The sequence below is a fragment of the Microbacterium alkaliflavum genome (assembly GCF_044325405.1).
Classification (GTDB): domain Bacteria; phylum Actinomycetota; class Actinomycetes; order Actinomycetales; family Microbacteriaceae; genus Microbacterium; species Microbacterium alkaliflavum.
On sequence record NZ_JBIQWL010000004.1, the window covers coordinates 275,431 to 293,056 of the forward strand.

Here is a 17,626-nt window from a genome sequence, read left to right on the forward strand (position 1 = left end):
TCAACCGCTCACTCCGAACGTGACGGTGAACGAAGTGCCGTCGGCCAGATCGACCCGGTAGGTGTATCTGCGACCCCCGTCGAGGTCTGCCGTCGGGATCGAGCCGAGCCACAGGTCGGCGGCGTCGGCGTAGACGAAGCCGAACGGCAGGAAATACGCCTCGGTCGCCTTCGTGCTCGCCGGCATCGCCTGCGACGACAGCAGCACGACGCCGGCGACGTAGCCCTTCGTGCCGATCGCGGTGCCGTCGTCGGCGTAGGCGCGGAAGATGATCGGAACGCCCGAGCCGTGCGCGAAGACGCTGGATCCGTCGGCGGCCAGCGGCCCGAGGGGCTGGCGGTCGGGCAGGGGGAGCCCGGGCAGGAGCGGCAGCACGCTTCCGCCCGTCGATCCGCCGCCGGTCGATCCGCCGCCCGTGCCCGTCCGCGGCGCGGGCGAGGCCGGCCTCGTGGTCGGAGTCGACGGCGGCGCGGCCGGAGTCGTCGGGCTCGGCGTCGGACCGGGCGGGGGAGTCGGGGTCGGCGTCGGGATCGGCTCTGCGACGGTGTAGTACGCGAGTGCGGTCGCGGAGTTGCCGGCGACGTCGGTCGCGCGGCATTCGACGGATGCCGTGCCCGCCGTCGCCGTCATCGGATCGTCACAGGACTGCGAGGCGACGCCGGACGAGGCATCCGTCGCGTTCGGCGTCGCGGTGGCCGTGCCGCCGACCTCGACGTTCGGCGGCGTCACGACCGGCTTCAGGTCGGGGGCGGTCGTGTCGACGCGCACGAGGACCGACGCCGTCGCGGTCCGTCCGAGCAGATCGGTGATGGTGCCCGTGACCGGGACTCCCGCCGCGGAGGTGTCGGTGCCGACGGTCTGCGGCGCGGGACAGGGCTGGAGCAGCGGCGCGCCGCTCGTGCAGGCGAACGCGACGGTGACGGCCGAGGTGCTCCAGGCGCCGTCTGCGTACGCGCCGCCGCTCGTCGTCGCGGTCGCGGTGATCGTGGGCGCCGCGGGCGGCACGACCTCGTCGCCGACGACGACCTCGTCGGATGCCGCGTGCCCGTCCGTCTTGCCGTCGTTCGGCGTGACCGTCACCCGGATGACGTCTCCGGTCTGCGCGATGCCGTCGAGGTCGAGTGCGGCGGCGGCCTGGCCCGGGATCGCGATGCCGTTGCGCATCCACGCGTAGGCGACCGCGACGGGGTCGCCGTCGGGGTCGGTGCCGGTGGCGTGCGCGGTGAGGACGCTGGTCGGCTCGGTCGGATTGGTGTCGGACGTGAGGGCGACGGTCGCGGCCGGTGCCTCGTTGACGGCCGGAGTCTTCACGGCGAACGACCTCGTCGTGCAGGCGCCGCCGCGGCAGACGCTGAGCGTCACGGTGAACGAGCCGGGGCTCGTGATCGGCTGGTCGACGAGGGCGCGGGTCGTGCCGTCGGAGCCGGCCTCGACGGTCGCGGGCGCCGACGCGACGGGCCGGCCCGCGGCATCCATCACCGTCGTCGTGGCTGTGAGCCGCTCACCCGCGACGGCGTCGGTGACCTCGACGCCGCGGAGGAGCCGCTGGCCGAGCGGGACCGTGGCGTCCGGGCCCGGATCGCCGAGCGTCGGCGGCGCCGCGTTCTCGACGTCGAGGTGCCCGCGCGACGTGTCGGTGGCGACGTTGCCCGCGGCGTCGACCACCTGAGCCATCCAGCGGAACGGCCCGTCGGGGACGTCGGCCACCCAATAAGGAGCGCCGTCGTCGGTGACCGCGCGCACCGTCGCGCGCTGCCATTCGTCCGAGCCCTGAGGCTGGACGAGGACGATGACCGACGCGATGGCACCGCTCGTGTCGGAGGCGTGCACCTCGAGACCGGTGCCGCGGACGCCGACCGCGTCGATCACGGGCGGGGTCGTGTCGGTCGAGGTGTCGGGCCCGTAGACGATCTCGGCCGTGAAGTCCGTGAACAGCTCGGTCGAACCCTGACCCGCCTGCGACACCTGCACGCGCGCCGGGGTGATCACGAGGAGGTCGACGGGGCCCGCCGGCGTCTCCTGGTGCGTGATCGTGGCGTACGACGACGGGAAGGCCGACCCCGCGGCCGTCGCGGTCTGCTGCGGAACGCCGACGGTGGGCGCCGCGAGCGCCGGCGTGCCCAGCTGCGTCTGCGTCGTGAGCGACGTGAGGATGACGCCCCGCGGCACCAGGCCGGGCTGTGGCTGGAGGACCCGCACGATGCTCGGCAGGATGCCCTGCGCAGTCGGCACGGCGACGGCGCTGCCGTCGACCGTGTAGTACGAGCCGCCGTCGGTGGTCGTCTGCTGCTGATACACGGGCTGGAAGGTCAGCGCCGCCGTCGTGATCCCGCCGCTCGTGGACACCTGCAGGTCGGGGGCCTCGGGAAGAGGCATCTCGGTCTTGACCGGGTCGGTGAAGGTGTACATCGGCAGGCCGTAGTACACCGCCTCCATGAGCGCCTTCTCGTCGTAGCCCGAATAGAGCCCGAGGCCGCCGAGGTAGGACTGCTTCGCGTAGGTGAGCGCGGCGCCCGAGGAGACCTGATCACCGTCGACGGAGACGCCCAGCCAGTCGGAGTACAGGCTGAGCAGCCGCTCGCCGAGCGCCGTCGTCACGTTGTTCGCGAGGCCGTAGCCCGTGTTGCCGACGTAGCCGGCCGCCTGCGAGAAGACGTCGACCCAGTCGGTGACGGCGCCGTAGTACGACGTCGGCAGGTTGTTGCCCGCGTGGCAGCCGATGCCGAAGATGAGCGAGCCTGCGAGCGACGCCGCGTCTTCGTGGCCGGCGGCGAGGAAGAGGTCGTTGTCGGAGAAGCGTCCCGACTCCGCCCCCGGCACGCCCGGAAGCATCTGGGTCTCGTTCGCGTGCGTGTTGACCGAGACGACCTTCGGGGCGTCGGTGTCGGTCGGGAACAGCTTGCTCTCGAGGTCGGTCGCGGTCCACGGCGTCGTGAACTGCTGGTTGACCGACGAGCGCCATGCGAGCGACTGCGTCACCTCCCCGGGCAGCTCCGCCCAGGCGCCGTAGCCGCCGGTCAGGGTCGAGTCGGCCGAGACGATGCCGTCGGAGGCGACGAAGCGGTCGACCGTGGCGATGATCTGGTCGGGGGTCTCGACGAGGCGGCCGAGCGCGACCGACGGCACGTAGAGGTGGCCGCCGAGCGTGTCGTACGACTTCGCCAGTCCGTAGGGGTCGTCCGTCAGGATGTGCGACGTGCGGGCGGCTGCCGACAGCGGCGTCTCACAGGGGTCCTCGACGCCGTTCGGCGGCGGGCACGGCTCGCCGGCGGGCGTCTGCTTCAGCCGGAGGTCGTCGGCGTGGCTGACCTCGGTGAACTGCGCCGTGTTCTGCGCGACCGGCGCGAGCGGGATGATGTCGTCGCCGCCCACGACCACGATCGACGTGATCTGCGAGCGATGGTCGCCGAGCTGCCGGCCCACGAAGCGGTTGATGGCCGATGCGAGCTGCTCGCGCGCCGACATCGAGCACGGGTTGCCGTCGAGCGCGCTCCGCGCCGTCTCGACGTCGGGGTCGGTGTCGATGGAGAGAACGGCTCCGTCGACGCGGTCGGCGCCGACGTGGCCGTCGCCGGTGAGCGTCACGAGCGCGTCGCGCACGCGGTCGGACTCTCCGGCTCCGTACGTGTCGCCGTAGCGCTTCGCATCGAACAGGTACAGCGTGTTCGTCGTGTCGGTGATGTCGTCGTTGAAGCCGGTGACGCCCGGGTCGTCGGTCTGCGCGGGCGCCCACGGCGTGCACTGCACTTCGGGCGTCTCGTCGAGGTACTGCACCCGCAGCGAGTAGAGCGCCGAGCTCGGCTGGTGGTTGCCGCTCGTGACGCGCACCAGCATCTGCTGGCCCGGGGCGGCATCCGTCGGCGCGGCCTCCACCTGCGCGGCGCCGTCGCCGCCCACGACCGTCTGGTCGACGAGCGTCTGGCCCGCGATCGGAACGGCGGCGTCGGGGCCGGCCTGCGCCGCCTGGCCCACGGGACCGCTCTGCTCGGCGACGGCGGTGCCGGGCGCAGGACCGGCGTCGGCGACGCCGAGCGAGCCCTGATCGCTCGGCTTGGTGTACAGGGAGAGCGAGATCTGCCCGTCAGACGCGTTCGTCGAGACGACGAGGCGCTTGCCCGCCGGTGGCGCGTCGACGACGTAGTAGTCCTCGTCCTGCGCGGGGCCGTGGACGCGCTTGCCGTCGTCGTCGAGGGCTCGCCACTGCGGCGAGATCCACTCGTAGTAGATCTCGCTCGGGCTGAGGGGGATCGCCGAGGCCGGGCGGTCGCCGTCCAGGTTGTGCGCGGGGTTGTCGAACGATTCGAGCGGCGCGTCGCCGAAGAGGTCGGCGGAAGCCGACAGCGAACCGCTCGTGAGCTCGCCCCGGGCATGGGTCTCGCCCGGCTGAGTCGTGGCCGAATAGTACGTCCGGATCGTGACCACCGTGCCGCCGGAGGTCTCCGGCAGGGGCACGCGAGTGCGCTCCGCGTCGACCTGCCGGGTGCCGCCGTTCGGTCCGCCGTCGAACTGATCGGGGCCCGTCCAGGAGATGTACGACAGGTAGGGGGCCGTGCCCGCCGGCGAGGTCAGGGTCGCCGTCGGCGCCGCGAAGGTCGCCGGCTCACCGGGGCCCGGGTCGAACGTGTACTGGAACTGCGCCGCCCGGTCGCAGCGGACGCGATCGTCGCAGCCCGTCGACTCGGTCGACGCCTCGGCGAGGTTCGGGTCGATCGACGACGCCGCGATCTGCTCCCACGGGTAGCTCTCGCGATCGAGCATCGACATCAGCAGGATGCCGAGGGTCACGGATGCGGGGGCCCCGGCGGCGAGGTCGGCCACCGTCGCGTCCGGGAGGAACGCTCCGGAGTAGCCCGAGAGCGGCCCCGAAACGTCCGCTCGGCCGAACAGCGCGATGCGCGCCGACTCGTCGAAGGTCGAGACGTCGACGGCGCCGAGCGGGGTGTCGGGCAGGAAGAGATCCGACGGGTCGAGGTACTTCATCATCGTGCTCGCGACGGGAAGGGCCCGCAGCGGGACGGCGTCGACGCCCGAGCGCTCGATGTCGAGCCCCGCGGCGTCGAGGTCGGCGAGGAACATGCCCGCCTCCACCTGGAAGCCGAGCCCCTGTCCGTCCACGAGAGCCTGCCACCGCGCCAGGGGACCGCCGTCGCCCGCCAGCGGCACCTCCTCGAGAGGCGCGTCGCCGAGGACGTACGCCGCGAGGGTCAGCGAATCGAGGGCGCTGCCGTCGACTTCCACGTCGCCGAGCGTCAGGTTCTGGATGCGGGTCGCGGCGGCGCGTTCGGCGTCGGTGGCGGTCGAGCCCGGCGCGAGGGTCTGCTGCGCCCACGTGAGGATCTGGTCGAGTGTCACGCTCTGGATGAGCTCACCCGCGAAGGGGGTGTCGGCCAGAACGTCGTCCCAGCCGCCGGGATAGGCCAGGTGGTAGATCGGCAGGTGGTAGATCGGGAGGTGATAGATCGGCAGATGGTAGATCGGCGAATCCGAGAGCAGCAGGTGGTAGATCGGCAGGTGGTAGATGGGTAGGCGACGGATCGGCAGGTGGTAGATCGGCAGATGGTAGATCGGCGCGTTCGCGATCGCCGATGCGTAGCCGCGCAGCGACGTGAGCGGAATGTCGGGAATCTCGACCGAGGTCATGAAGCCGGGAGTGATGAGCTGACCCTGCGTGCTCGAGACCGAGAGGCCTTCGTGGCGGTGCGTGTCGAGCGCGAAGACGGTGGATGCCGCGGGCGCCGCAGCGCTGTACGCGACAGTGCGGGCCGACGCGGAGACCGAGGCCTCGGTGCCCTCCGCGAGGTCCTGCCACTCGTGCATGATCCCGAAGCAGTCGATCGCCATTCGCGAGTCGTTCCAGGCGATCTCCTGCGTGCGGACGACGGGGGTGGCGAGCTCCGCGGCCGGGCCGGTGAAATCGTATTCGGGGACCGTGGTCGTCCACGCGACGCGGCTGCCGTCGGCCGAGAGGACGGGGTCGGCGATGTAGCCCACGTCACGGTAGGTGAGGATCGTGCCGAGGGCGGCGTAGTAGAGATTGCCGTCGATCGTGCCGGCGATGACGGCCGGCTTGCTGTCGCACTGGCTGTCGTCGATGAAGGCGAACGTGCGGCCGGTCGCGTCGATCGTCGGGTTGTGCGCGTTGCGGCCCACGAGGTTCGATCCGCCGGACCCGAGACTCGGCAGGCTCTGCACAGGTGCGTGATAGACGTAGTTGCCGGCCGTGCCGCCGCCCGCGAGCGCATCGGTGTGCGCCGTGAAGACGACGTCGGCGCCGTTGCCGCTGATCCGGGCCTGCGTGGTGCCGCCCTCCACCGCCACGTCGCCGAAGAAGCGGGTGATCGCGAGGTCGCCGAGGATGCCGTCGCCGTTGGCGTCGAGGTCGGCGAAGAACGCGTCGGGAGCGCCGTTGGTGTCGCCCGGCGTCAGATCGGTCGCGTCCGACGTGAAGACGAGGTACCGGCCGCTGTCGCTCAGATCTGCGTCGTACGACGGGCCGTCCGGCTCGCTCGCGCCCTGCACCCGGAACGTCTTGCCGAGCAGGGTGTCGCGCACGTAGATGCTCGTGCGGCCGGGTGCTCCGCCTGCGGCGACGAGGTTCGTCGCGCTGCTGGTGAAGGCGACGTAGCGGCCGTCGGAGCTCGAGACGGGCTCCGAGCTCGCGCCGTCGGCGCGCGTCGCCGCGAGCGAGTCGTCGGGGAGGCTCACGAGGGCCGGTGCGCCCGAGAAGGGGTCGTCGCCACCCTGCGCGGCGACCGAGACGAAGACGTCCGAGACCCCGTTGGTGTCGCCCAGAACGAGATCGCCTGCCGTCGACGTGAAGAAGACGCGCTGGCCGTCGGGCGTGAGATACGGCTGGGTCGAGGAGCCCGCGTCGGTCTGCGAGACGCGGAAGACCTCTGAGCCGTCGGGCGGCGTCACGGCGGCCGTTGCGGACGGCGTGACCGGGGGCGTGACGACGGCCAGGCCGGAGACGAGCAGGGCGCCGATGGCCGCGGTGGCGCCGAAGCGCATCCGCCGTCGGGGCAGGGGAGCGGGGTTCATCGGGCATGCTCCGCTTCGGAGGGCAAGGGCGAGCGATCCAGGATCTGGGCGGCGTTCACGATGCCGAGCGACGCGAGCAGCCGTTCGGCCTCGCCGCGGACCGCCGCATCCGGCCGCAGGTGGTTGAGCTGCGCGAGCGACAGCGCCCGTTCGAGCGGCGTCGCGGAGGCATCCTCGACCGCTGCGAGCGTCAGGGTCAGCGCCTCGTTGTCATCGCCGGCGAGAGCCGCCAGGCGTGCCCGTTGTCGTGTGTGGCGGGGGCCGCCGTCGACACCGGCGAGGGCTTCCGCGAGGCCTTCCGCGGCGGGTCGGTCTCGCGCGTCGAGTGTCGCCTCCAACAGGCGCACACGGGCATCGAGCACGGCATCCGACTCCTCAAGGGCCGCGAACCCGTCGGCGGCCGATCGAAAAGCCGCGCGCGCCGCGTCGCTGTCGCCGTCCTGCTGCGCGATGCGGCCCGCGAATCCCGTCACGAACGCGATGAGGTAGGGATTGTCGGATGCCTCGAAGACGCGCAGCGCGTCGGCGACGAGCGGCCGCGCCTCGGCGATGCGGCCCTGGTCGACGAGCACTTCGGCGGCGTTGGCCGACGAGATCGCGGCGCCGACGACGTCGCCGGCCGCTTCGAGGGCGATCCGGCTCTGGTCGTACAGAGTCGCCGCCGTCGTCCAATCGCCTCGGAAGTACGCCCGCACGCCGAGGATGTTCAGCACCTTCGCCTTGGAGACCTCGTCGCCCGTCTGGTCGTACAGCTCGAGGGCGCGGGCGAGGTTCACCATGGCGGCATCGCCCTCGAGCTCGCCTGCCGCGATGTCCTGGTAGCGCAGAGCGTCGGCCAGCACGCGCTTGGCCGTGTCGTCGTGGGCGAGTCCGTCCAGCAGCGAGATCGCCTCGGCCGCGAGCCCGCGCGCGTCCGCCCAGCGCGCTTGGCGCAGACGCAGACCTGCCTCGGTCACCGCGACGGCGCCGAGAACCCGCTGCCCGTCGGGGCCGGCTCCGGTGAGCGCGCGGCGTGCCGCGCGCAGGGCGCGCACAGCCTCGTCGTGCCGGCCGAGGATGTTGAGCGCGTAGGCGCGCTCGTGGTCGATGCGGGCACGGTGCACGGTGTCCGAGATGAGCTTGCGGGCGCTCGAGAACGCCTCGAGGCCCTCCTTCGCCCAGCCTCCCGCGATCGAGACGCGTCCGAGGGCCTCCAGCAGCGCGGGCAGGTCCTCGTCGCCGGCCGAGCGCCGAGCCGCCTCGACGGCGAGCCGGTAGCTGCGCACGGCCTCCTCGAGCGCGTACGCCTGCTCGGCGGCCTTGGCTGCTGCGAGGGCGGCGCGGTGCGCGGCATCCCAGTCGCCCGCCGCCTCGTAATGGGCCGCGAGCATGACGTTGCGGGCGGAGCCGCCGAGGGCCGGATCGGCCTCGAGAGCTGCCGCCGCGGCGCGGTGCAGTTCGCGTCGGGCCTGGAAGGTCAGCTGGTCGTAGGCGACGTCGCGGAACAGCTCGCTGCGGAACGACACCCCGTCGGCGCCGAGCTCGAGGAACGATCCGAGGCCGCCCGAGATGAGTGGCATCCCCACGCATTTGATGTACAGGCCGAGGGGGATGCGGATGCCGAGCACGGCCGCCCGGCGGAGCGTCGTGCGCTCGCTCTCGGTCAATGCGTCGATGCGCTCGCCGATGAGCTGCTCGATGCCGAGGGCGTCGTCGCCCGACACGAGGCCCGTCGCGAGCTCGATGGCGTACAGCGGATTGCCCTCGGCGCGGGCGACGAGCGGGCGGGCATCGGCCGGCAGCAGGCGACGGCCCGCGACCGCTTCGATGATGTCGCGGATGCCGTCGTCGGGGAGCCCCGCCAGTGCGAGCTCCTCGCCGAGCGGCTGGACGCCGCCGTCGCCGGGGCGCCGGACGATGAGCACGGCATGCCGGGTGTCGCGCTGGATCAGCTCGGCCAGCACGGCGGCCGATGCGGGGTCGACCCACTGCGCGTCGTCGAGGACGAGGCATCCCGGTCCCGCCGTCAGCGCGAGGAGGAACTCCGAGATCACCTCGGCCGTGCGCTCGGCGCGGAACGCGTCGTCGAGGGCCTCGGACTCCGGTGTCGGCTCGGCGTGCGCCCCCGCCGCCGGTGCGAGGAGCGGCAGCCACGGCGTGAGCTGCGGGAAGTGATCTGCGACGACCTGTGCGAGCCGCTCGCCGGCCTCGGCGGGGCGCGCGGCGGGAGGGATGCGCAGGAGGGGTCGCAGCAGCGTCTGCAGGGCGCGATACGGCGTGTTGACGCCGTAGCGATCGCCGTATGCCCGCAGCACCGGCAGCGGCGTCTCGTCGAGGATGTGCTCGAGCAGGCGCGTCTTGCCGACGCCCGCCGTGCCCGTGATCGTGAGCACTCGGCCCTTCTCGGCCGAGGCGTCCGCGAGGAGGGTGCGAAGGCGCTCCAGCTCGGCGATCCGGTCGACGAACGGCGTCTGCTGCGTCGCGAGGCTCGTCGCGCCGCCGTGCCCCGTCACGACCGCGACGGGGATCTGCTGCGACTTGCCCTTGACGGTGATCGTGCCGGCGTCGTCGGACTCGAACGCGCGGCTCGTGCGCTCGAGCGCCGCGCGCGCCACGAGCACCGTGCCGGGCTCGGCCCGCGCTGTGAGGCGCGCCGCGAGGTTCGTCGGATCGCCCATGACGGTATAGGTCTGCCGGTACATCGCGCCGACGAAGCCCGCGAAGACGCGGCCCGACGTCACGCCCGCGCGCAGCCCGTAGGCGCCGCCGGACTGGACGATCCGCAGCGCGGCGCTCACGAGACGGCCCTCGGGATCCTCGATCGTGGTCGGAGCACCCGCCGTGAGGAAGTAGCGGTAGCCGCCGATGGCGGGGTCGACGTCGAGGAGCGTCACGTTCGTCTCGGCGGCGACCTCTTCGACGAGGCGGGTGAGCGCGTCCATGCGCGCGAGGTCGTCGAGATCGGGACGATCGGGCACGCCCGACACCTGGATGAACGCGATCGCCGCCCACCGGTGATCGGGCTCTGCGCCGAGCAGGTCGGGGCGCTGCGCGAAGGCGCGCGGAAGGAACCGCTCGGCCGCCTGTGTGCGCCCGACGCTGAGCGCCATGAGGGAGGTCGAGGCGACCGTGCCCGCCTTGAGGAGCCGCCGCGCGCCCGGGGCTGACTCCTCCTTCGCGACCTGCGCCGGGCGCAGCTGCGCGGCCGTCTCCTCGCTGACGAGGATCTTCCCCGCCTCCGCGGCGGACTGCAGCTCGATCACCCGCGACGTGTCGCGGCCGGTCAGAACCACGGAGACCTGGCCGTCGCCCGTCACGAAGAAGTCGAACGTGCCGGTGTGTACGCCCACCGACATCCGCAGTCTCGCGCGTGCCGAAGGCAGGTGGATGTCGCCGATCGCGGTCAGGACGCGGTTCATGTTCCACGCCGCGTGAGCCGCGTGGCGGGCGTGCTCGGGGCCGGTGAACAGCACGAAGAGGGCGTCTCCGGCGAACTTGACGACGTCGCCGCCGTCGTCGGTCACGGGCAGCAGCACCGTGAAGATACGCGACAGCGTCGCGATGAGCTGCTCGGTGCCTTCCCGACCCGCGGCGGCGAGCTGCTCCGACAGCGTCGTGAAGCCGGAGATGTCCACGACCACAGCGGTGCCCTCGACCCGGACGATCCCGTCCGCGTCGTCGGCGAGCCCATGGAAAAGGCGCGGGCTCAGCGCCGAGGCGGCGACGTGCGCGTTCAGCGAAAACCCTCCTTCGGGGACGCCAGCACCCGGCCGGGCGGGGGGATGCCGGAACGCGGCGTCGTGATGATGAGAAGACTCTCACGGATCGTGGTTCCGCGCCACGCCAGGGAACGCGCCGCGATCTTCCCGCCGCGGCCACCAGACTTCGCGCAGACGGGTCGCCTACCCTGGAGGCATGACTTCGACGCGCCCTCCCGCCCGTCCGGCGCGTTCCGCGTCGACTCTCGGCCCCGTGACGCAGGTGAGGCCTGCGACCGAAGGATGGACGCAGAAGAAGGATGCCGAGGGGCGGCCCCTGCTTCAGTTCGCGTCGCCCAAGCGCGGCAAGCCGCCCGTGCACCTCGCCGACCTCACGCCCGACGAGCGCGTCGAGAAGGTCAAGGAACTGGGGATGCCGGGCTTCCGCGCGAAGCAGCTCGAGAAGCACTACTTCGAGCACTACACGCACGACCCGGCGCTCATGACCGACCTGCCGTCGGCCGGGCGCGAAGAGCTCGTGCACGGCATGCTGCCGGCGCTGCTGACCGAAGTGCGGCGGCTGCAGACCGACAAGGGCGACACGATCAAGTTCCTCTGGAAGCTGCACGACGGCGCCCTCGTCGAGTCGGTGCTCATGCGCTATCCCGGTCGCATCACGCTGTGCGTCTCGTCGCAGGCGGGCTGCGGCATGAACTGCCCCTTCTGCGCGACCGGCCAGGCGGGCCTCACGCGCAACATGTCGGCCGCCGAGATCATCGAGCAGGTCGTGCGGGCCAACCGCCTCATCCGCGAGGGCGGGCTCGGCCCCGCCGAGCATCCCGACGAGCGCGTCACCAACATCGTCTTCATGGGCATGGGCGAGCCGCTCGCCAACTACGCGCGCCTGATGCAGGCCGTCCGCGTCATGACCGACAAGAAGCACGGGCTCGGCATGAGCGCGCGCGGTGTGACGGTCTCGACCGTCGGCCTCGTGCCGGCGATCCACAAGCTGGCTGCAGAGGACATCCCCGTGACGTTCGCGCTCTCCCTGCACGCGCCCGACGACGAGCTGCGCGACGAGCTCATCCCGGTCAACTCCCGGTGGAAGGTCGACGAGGCGCTCGACGCCGCCCGCGGCTACTTCGACCGCACGGGTCGCCGGGTCTCCATCGAGTACGCGCTCATCAAGGACATGAACGACCACCCGTGGCGCGCCGACCTCCTCGCCGAGAAGCTCAACGCGCGCGGACGCGGCTGGGTGCACGTCAATCCGATCCCGCTCAACCCGACGCCGGGCTCGATCTGGACCTCGTCGACGAAGGCCGCGCAGAACGAGTTCGTGCGTCGCCTCAATGACGCCGGCATCCCGACGACCCTCCGCGACACGCGCGGCAAGGAGATCGACGGCGCGTGCGGCCAGCTCGTCGCGACGGAAGAGGACGAGCGCGTCGCTGCCGCGACCCCTCTCGAGGACTGATCGCGCGCCGCTGCAGGTCTACGCCGATCTGGCCCTCTCGAGTTCCTGTCTGAGCAGGCGGTTCGGGCCGCGCCATCTTCGCTGCGGGTCGACCCATGCGGGTGGTCTCACCTGGGGGACGCCGTCGACCATGCGGATCTCCCATCCGCTGGTCTCGATTCCCCGATGATGGTGCCAGCACAGCAGGACGCCGTTCGCCGTGTCGGTCGGGCCGCCGTTCGCGTAGTCGATCGCATGATGCACCTCGCACCAGGCGGCGGGGACGGAGCATCCGGGAATGATGCAGCCGCCGTCGCGGGCGCCGAGTGCCTTGCGCTGTCGATGGTTGAAAACCCGGTCTTCGATGCGGAGCGAGACGATCGAGCCGTTCTCGGCGAGCGTGAGCCGGTGGATGGTTCCGTGACACCCGGCGTGTCGAGCGAACGACGCCGGGACGGCCACCGGTCCGCCGGCGCTCTCGATGAACGCGACGCCGTCCGGTGCCGCGAGATCCGCCTCCGTGGCCGTGACGATCAAGGTCGGTGCGGCTCCGCCGAGCGTCGGGGTCTCGGCTGAGGATGCCGCTGCCGAGAGGATTGACGCGAGCGCGTCGTGGCGCTTCTGATCGACAGTGCGCGGATCGTGCACGTGCTCGTCAGGGGCGCCGCTGTCGTCTGCGTCGGTGAACCGAGGGCCGCGATCCTGCACCCGCGGGTTGAGGTGCGCGTCGAGCAGGCGATCCAATTGCGCGGCGACGTCCTCCGTGAGATCGCCATGCACTCGGCGGAGCCCCCGGTGGGACCGGTGGCTGATCCGGAGTCCTCGGTTGCGCTCGGCGTGCTCTTGATCCGGCAAGGTGCCGTCGGGATCGAGGAACAGCGCCCACGTCGTGGCCATGATCTGCAATTCATGGATGCCGCAGGCCGGGGTCTCGTCGTCACCCACGGCCGCGCGGACGAGCTCGGACTCGGCGGCGGCGATCTCGTCGGCCGAGCACCGGCCCAGCAGAGGCCGCAGCGCATCGACGACAGTGGTGAGGGCATCGGTGCTGAGCCTTCCTGCTGCCATCTCGATGCGTGCGTGCTCGAGCGGGGCAGGACGGGACTGGCCCGTCAGAGTGAGCCGGCTCGTGACGGCCTTCGCGGTGCGCAGCCGCGCACGAGCCGTCGCACCCGACACGAGCGTCGCGCGCTCGATGAGTTCGGCGGCCGAACCGCAGCCGAAAGATGCCGTGATGCGGTCATCGCCGTACTCTGTGTCGGCGCGTCGACCGATCTCGCCCGCGAGCGCCAGTCGGGTGGCATCCACGATTCGCCCCAGATCCTCCGCGGTTCGCACAGCCGCGACCAGTTCGGCATCGGAAAGGCCCTGCTGCGCATCACCGGCGAGCGCCGATCCCACTGCATCGCCCAGGGCATCGGCGAGCGCCCGGAGGTCTGCAGTGGGGAAGTCCATGCCCCTATTCTGCCGAGGGGTTCCGACATTCCCGACCCGAAAAACAGCCGGTCAAACACCCTTCTTCACAAGAAGCGAGGGGATGTAGTCGAGCAGCTGGATGCGTCCGTCGAAGGTGCGGGTCTCGACGAGCTCGAGACCGACATCGGGGTAGCCGTCGTAGATGCGCTCACGACCCGTCGCTCCTGTGATGACGGGGAAGAGGACGACCCGGAACCGGTCGACGAGGCCTGCTTCGAGGAGGGACCGGGACAGCGCCAGGCTGCCGATCGTGCGCAGGGACTCGCCCTCGGCCTTCATGGCCCGGACGGCTTCGACAGCATCCGTCGTCACGAGACGGCTGTTCGGCCAGGACAGCGGTGCCTCGAGCGTCGAGGAGAAGACGACCTTCGGGGTGCGGGCCAGAAAGTCGATCGACTCACCCTCCGCGCCCTCGACGGCGAAGCCCGACATGAGCCGGTAGGTCGTGGCGCCCATCAGGATCGTGTGGTCGCGCTCGGGCTGCTCGTCGAGCCAGGCGAGGTACTCCGGTCCCTCCAGGCCCCACCAACCGGGCCACCCCTCGGCCGATGCATAGCCGTCCAGCGAGGTGATGAAGTCGACCATGAGTCGACCTCGGTCCGTGCTTTCGCCGGTCATCCTTGCTCCTTCGGATCGCTCATCGACGCCGAGGGCTCTCGACCCCGGACGAGACCGTGGCTAGATTGGCGCCAGCTACGGTCTACCCGAAAGGCCACTTCCATGCGACGCCTCACCAAGGTCCGCTGGGCGATCATCGCCGCTGCAGCGCTCATCACGATCACGATTCCCGCCGTCGGGTCACCCGGACCGGCCACCGCCGCGCCGTCGGCGGGTGCGGCCGCCTGCGCGACGGATGCTTCATCCACGAACGACGGCGCCCGCGTGCGCGACGGCGCGACCGGTGTCAGCGAGCCGAAGCTCTACCCCGACAACGAGGCCAACGCCTACGGCGTCATCAAAGACGCGCCGCGGATGCCGAACGGGAGCGTCCACATCCCGACCGTGTTCCACGTGGTGTCCGACCATCAGCTCTCCGCGCAGGAGACGGCTCGATGGGAGAGGCTCATCAGCGCTCAGATGACCGTTCTCAACGACTCGTACTCGGGGAAGACGGCACCGGATGCCTCGGATTCGCCCTTCCGGTTCGACCTGACCCACATCACCTACACCGTCAATCCGGCGTGGTACGTGGTCACACCAGGCAAGGGCGAGCGCGACATGAAGGCCGCGCTCTACGAGGGCGACTCGACGACGCTCAACGTCTACACCGCCAACATCGGCGGCGGCCTCCTCGGCTGGTCGTACTTCCCCAAGGGCTACAACAAGGGCCGCGACTTCATCGACGGGGTCGTCATGCTCGATGAATCGATGCCGGGCGGAACGGCGGGCAAGTACTCCGAAGGCGACACCCTGACCCATGAGGTCGGCCACTGGCTCATGCTCGAGCACACCTTCAAGTCCGGCTGCTCCGCGAGCAACGACTTCGTCACCGACACTCCCCGTGAGGCCTTCCCGCAGTTCGACTGCCCGATCGGCGCGGACACCTGCTCCGCCCCCGGGCTCGACCCGATCCACAACTTCATGGACTACACGCAGGACTCGTGCATGAACATGTTCACGGCCGGTCAGGTCGAGCGCATGAACGACGCGTGGATCGACTTCCGCGCCGGCGGAGCCGGCTGACCCGAGCGCCGCGCGGACCGCATGCTCCAGGTCCGCGCGGACATGAGACTTCTCTCACACCCCGCGGGGCGCCGCGGGTCCGGGCATGAGACTTCTCTCACACCCCGGGTGCCTGTGCGTGCGCATGTCAGTCTGTCGAAGGCACCGCTGGCGACCCCACGCTCGCCTTCTTCGCGCGGAGCAGTGTTCCGCTGCCCCGCGAGGCCGCTGGATGCCGCCCAGAACGGATGTGACATGGCTCGAGGCAACCCTCCCCTTACCGGACCCTTCGCGCGGGGGGTGGCGATCCTCCTCGCGGCGGTGATGGCGTTCTTCGCGATCGGGGCTGCGACGTCCGCGTCGGCGGCCACGGAGACGACCTTCTTCGGTTCCGAGAAGCCCCTCATCACGTCATTCGCCGACTCGGGGGCGGTCGAACTCGGGCTGACGATCGTTCCGCAGGTGAGCGGAACGATCACGGGCGTCCGCTTCTATAAGGGCACGGGCAACAGCGGGACGCACACGGGCAGCCTGTGGTCCGCATCCGGGTCCCGCCTCGCGAAGGCGACGTTCCAGGGCGAGACGGCGTCGGGGTGGCAGACGGTCCGATTCGCGACTCCCGTCCCGGTCACGAAGGGCACTCGGTACGTCGCCTCGTACTACGCACCGCTCGGGCACTACGCCGTCGCGACGACTGCCTTGACGGCCACCCAGACCCGCGGCTCCCTCACGGTGCCGGCCAACGGCGGCGTGTACCGCTACGGCACAGCATCGGCGTTCCCGTCAGCAAGCTACAACGCCTCCAACTACTACGTGGATGTGCTCTTCGTGCCGACGGCGGCGACGGACACGACGGCGCCCGTGATCAGCGCCGTGTCGGCATCCGGTGTCGGCCAGACCTCCGCCACCGTCGCCTGGACGACGAACGAGGCCGCGACCACGCAGGTCGATTACGGCACGACGTCGGCGTACGGCACCTCGACGGCGCTCGATCAGACACGCGTGACGGCGCACAGCCAGACGATCACGGGCCTTCAGGCCGGCACGACCTACCACTATCGCGTCCGCTCGGTCGACGCGGCGGGCAACAGCTCGGCATCCACCGTCGACCGGACGTTCACGACCACGGCCGCACCGGCACCCACCCCGACGCCTACGCCTACGCCGACCCCGACCCCCACGCCCACACCGACGCCCACCGGGTTCAAGCCCGGCAATCCGGACGGCACGGCGACGGTGCCGGCCGGGATGGGGCTGGAGGACGTGAGCCGTCCCGACCACGTCGTCGGAACCGGCACGCCGGCGAGCTGCACGTCTGCGGCCCTGGTCGCGGCCGCCTCGGCGGGCGGCGTCGTGACGTTCAACTGCGGCCCGAATCCCGTCACGATCACGCTCACGCAGACGCTGAAGGTGCGCAACAGCGTTCAGAACCTCGTGATCGACGGTGGCGGGCTCGTCACGCTCTCAGGCGGTGACGCTCGGCGCATCCTCTACATCGACACGTGCGACACGTCGCTCGGCTCGGTAGCCGGCAACTGCCTCTACGCGCCGCAGTGGCCGCGCGTCACGGTGCAGCGGATCACGATGGCCGACGGAAATGCGACGAACGAGACCTACGTCTCGCCGGGCAGCGACGGCAAGGGATCGAACGGCGGCGGCGCGATCTTCGCGCTGGGCGGTCGCCTGAAGGTCGTGGACTCGGTCTTCACAGGCAACACGTGCAACCCGACCGGTCCCGACATCGGCGGCGGCGCGATCCGCGTGCTCGCCCAGCACTCGGCGACCCCGAACGACCTCGACGAGTCCCTGGCCGCTCGCAATCAGGATCCCGTCGCGATCGTGCACAGCACCTTCGGCGGAGCCGACGGCCTCGGCAACGACTGTTCGAACGGCGGCGCGATCAGCGGTCTGCGCACGCCGATCACGGTCGTCAACACCCTCATCACCGACAACGATGCGGTGGGATGCTGCGCGAACCCGCCCCATGCCGGCACAGTCGGCGGTGGCAGCGGCGGAGCGATCTACACCGACGGCGGCACCTACGACCTGCGCATCTCGGGTTCGCGGATCCAGGCCAACAGTGCCAAGGCGGGCGGCAGTGCGATCTTCTTCGTGAGCAACAGCCTGACGGGGAAGCTCTACATCGACAGTTCCGTGAGCTCGGGCAACACCTACGCCCCGAGCGGGCAGCCGACGCCGCAGAGCTTCGAGAACTACCCCGGCATCTTCTACCTGGGTAGTGGCACTCCGGTCTTCACGAACTCGACGATCAAGTGACGGGATACACCTGGCGCACAGGTTCCCTTTCCTAGGC

Annotated in this window: 7 protein-coding genes; 3 read left to right on the plus strand and 4 right to left on the minus strand. The window is 71.0% G+C overall.

Translation table 11 applies throughout. The annotated features are described in order from the left end of the window. Positions 1-7,041, minus strand: a complete 7,041-nt coding sequence (locus ACH3VR_RS13175; protein WP_397556767.1) for a hypothetical protein — start codon at positions 7,039-7,041, stop codon at positions 1-3. Continuing rightward, positions 7,038-10,655 carry an adenylate/guanylate cyclase domain-containing protein gene (locus ACH3VR_RS13180; protein ID WP_397556768.1) on the minus strand — a complete coding sequence of 1,206 codons (3,618 nt, stop codon included), beginning with the start codon at positions 10,653-10,655 and terminating at the stop codon, positions 7,038-7,040. Before ACH3VR_RS13180 ends, ACH3VR_RS13175 begins: the two co-directional genes overlap by 4 nt. 280 nt (positions 10,656-10,935) lie before the next feature. Here ACH3VR_RS13180 and rlmN point away from each other — a divergent pair, with 280 nt between their 5' ends. After that, the gene (rlmN, locus tag ACH3VR_RS13185) at positions 10,936-12,195 is read left to right on the plus strand and encodes a 23S rRNA (adenine(2503)-C(2))-methyltransferase RlmN (RefSeq protein ID WP_397556769.1); all 1,260 of its coding nucleotides are present in this window, start codon (positions 10,936-10,938) and stop codon (positions 12,193-12,195) included. An 18-nt stretch (positions 12,196-12,213) separates the two neighbouring features. Here rlmN and ACH3VR_RS13190 read toward each other — a convergent pair whose 3' ends face one another. Both ACH3VR_RS13190 and ACH3VR_RS13195 read right to left on the minus strand, forming a co-directional pair. Beyond that, positions 12,214-13,629, minus strand: a complete 1,416-nt coding sequence (locus tag ACH3VR_RS13190; RefSeq protein ID WP_397556770.1) for an HNH endonuclease signature motif containing protein — start codon at positions 13,627-13,629, stop codon at positions 12,214-12,216. A gap of 51 nt (positions 13,630-13,680) precedes the next feature. Further along, positions 13,681-14,268: a dihydrofolate reductase family protein gene (locus tag ACH3VR_RS13195; RefSeq protein ID WP_397556771.1), complete on the minus strand. Its 588-nt coding sequence runs from the start codon at positions 14,266-14,268 to the stop codon at positions 13,681-13,683. Positions 14,269-14,370: 102 nt separating this feature from the next. Here ACH3VR_RS13195 and ACH3VR_RS13200 point away from each other — a divergent pair, with 102 nt between their 5' ends. Continuing rightward, positions 14,371-15,333: a zinc metalloprotease gene (locus ACH3VR_RS13200; protein WP_397556772.1), complete on the plus strand. Its 963-nt coding sequence runs from the start codon at positions 14,371-14,373 to the stop codon at positions 15,331-15,333. 234 nt (positions 15,334-15,567) lie between these two features. Continuing rightward, positions 15,568-17,589 (plus strand): DUF4082 domain-containing protein, encoded by a 2,022-nt coding sequence (locus ACH3VR_RS13205; protein ID WP_397556773.1) that lies wholly within the window; start codon positions 15,568-15,570, stop codon positions 17,587-17,589. Positions 17,590-17,626: the final 37 nt, after the last annotated feature.